General features: G+C 71.3%; 1 protein-coding gene. It reads right to left on the reverse strand.

Going from position 1 to position 1,848, the window contains the following annotated elements; genetic code table 11:
- Window positions 1-136: 136 nt before the first annotated feature.
- Window positions 137-1,669 carry an amidohydrolase gene (locus Q0W90_RS24430; RefSeq protein ID WP_297697435.1) on the reverse strand — a complete coding sequence of 511 codons (1,533 nt, stop codon included), beginning with the start codon at window positions 1,667-1,669 and terminating at the stop codon, window positions 137-139.
- Window positions 1,670-1,848 lie beyond the last annotated feature (179 nt).

The following is a 1,848-nucleotide window of genomic DNA, read 5'->3' on the forward strand; positions in this document are numbered from 1 at the left end:
CTCTTCGTCGCGCTCCGATTCGGCCTTGTCGCCGATCGGGTCGGTCTGCCGCGGGTCGGGCGCGGCGGTGTAGTCCGCGGGTTCGTCTTGGTCCAGGGGTTCGTCTTGGTCCGGCGGTTCGCCGCCGAGCCAGTGCCTAGCCATGAATGACAGCGCCCCGATGCACGGTTCGCCGGCACTGCGGTGGGGCATCGTCGGGGCCCACGCGGGGCAATGCGGGCACTCGGGAACGCGGATCGGTCGACCAGCGCTGCACGGTGTCGCGCGGCGCATGAACCTCCAGCTCCCCGGCCTCCCAGATGACGTACGACGCCGGCGCACCCGGCACCAATGTGCCCGCGTCACCGTCGCGGATACCGCCCGCCCGCCAGCCGCCGCGGGTGGCCGCGGCAAACGCGGCCCGCGCCGAGATCGCGCTGCCCGTGGTGCGATGGTTGACCGCGGCGCGCACGCTCGTCCACGGGTCGAAACCCGTCACCGGGGAGTCGGAACCTAGCGCGAGGGGCACGCCTTGGGATGCTAACAGCGCAAAGGGGTTGAGCCGACTGCCTCGCTCGGCGCCGAGCCGCCGCGCGTACATGCCGTCGGGGCCGCCCCATAGCGCATCAAAATTGGGCTGCACGCTGGCGATGACGCCCCACCGACCCAGTTTGGCGGCTTGATCGGCGTTGACCATCTCGACGTGCTCGAGGCGGTGCCCGCAGCGGGCGACGGCAACCGGCCCGAGATCCGCGGCGACCCGCTCGAAGGCATTCACCACCGTGGCGACGGCGGCGTCACCGATGACGTGGAATCCGGCGGTGATCCCGGCCTCGGTGCATGCCCGCACGTGCGCCTCGACGGCGTCGGGGTCCAGATAGCAGGTTCCCGTGTGGTCCGGCGAGTCGGCATATGGCTCGTGCAGCCAGGCGGTGCGCGATCCGAGTGCCCCGTCGACGAACAGATCACCCGCCAGCCCGCGGGCGCCGGTCACGTCCATCAACTCCCGCGCCTCGGCAGGGGTGCTCACCGGTTCACCCCAGTATCCGATCACCTCGACACCGTGATCGACGGCACGCAGCCGCAGCCAGTCGTCGATCCCGCCGATCTCGGGTCCCGCGCATTCGTGCACCGCGACGATGCCGGACGCCGCGGCGGCCTCGAGTGCCACGGCGCGGGCTTCGGTGAGCTGTTCGGCCGTCAGCGAGTCCCGGGCTACGGCGCGCACCAGATGGTGTGCGTCGCCGACAAGTGGCCGCTCGGCGCTGAAACCGGCCGCCGCCGGGAGTTTCGCGACGAGCTGTCGCAGGCCCGTCGAGGCCAGCGCGGAGTGCACGTCCACGCGCGCCAGGTAGGCGGGCCGGTCACCGAGGACGGCGTCCAGGTCACCGGTGCTGGGCGGCGTGTTTTCCGGCCACGACGTCTCATCCCAGCCGTGCCCCCACAGCGGTTGGCCCGGGTGGGCGGCGGCGTAGTCGGCGACCATCTGGAGGCATTGCGCGCGCGAGCCGGCCGGGCGCAGGTCCAGCCCGCTCAGGGTCAGCCCGGTGGCGGTCAGATGGATGTGGCTGTCCACGAATCCCGGCGCCACGAAACCACCGTCGACGTCTTCGATTTCGGCATCGGGGAACATGCTGCGGCCGGCATCGTCGCTGCCCAGCCACGCGATGACGCCGCCGCGGACCGCCATCGCGGTCGCGTCGGGTTGGGCGGGGCTGTGCACCCGGCCGTTGACCAGCAGTGTCACGGGGGCGGGACTATCGGTCACGTCCCGCGACGATGCAGGCCGTGAAGCGGCCTGAGGAGGGGCGGGACTATCGGTCACACGCCAAAGCTACGTGTAACTGTTCGGATGGCGATAACGATCAG

This window comes from Mycobacterium sp. (assembly GCF_025933915.1).
In the GTDB taxonomy this organism is placed as follows: domain Bacteria; phylum Actinomycetota; class Actinomycetes; order Mycobacteriales; family Mycobacteriaceae; genus Mycobacterium.

What these genes read in the sequence shown, in the direction of transcription:
- Q0W90_RS24430 (WP_297697435.1), bottom strand. Translation starts at nt 1,669, where the DNA reads ATGGCGGTCCGCGGCGGCGTCATCGCGTGGCTGGGCAGCGACGATGCC.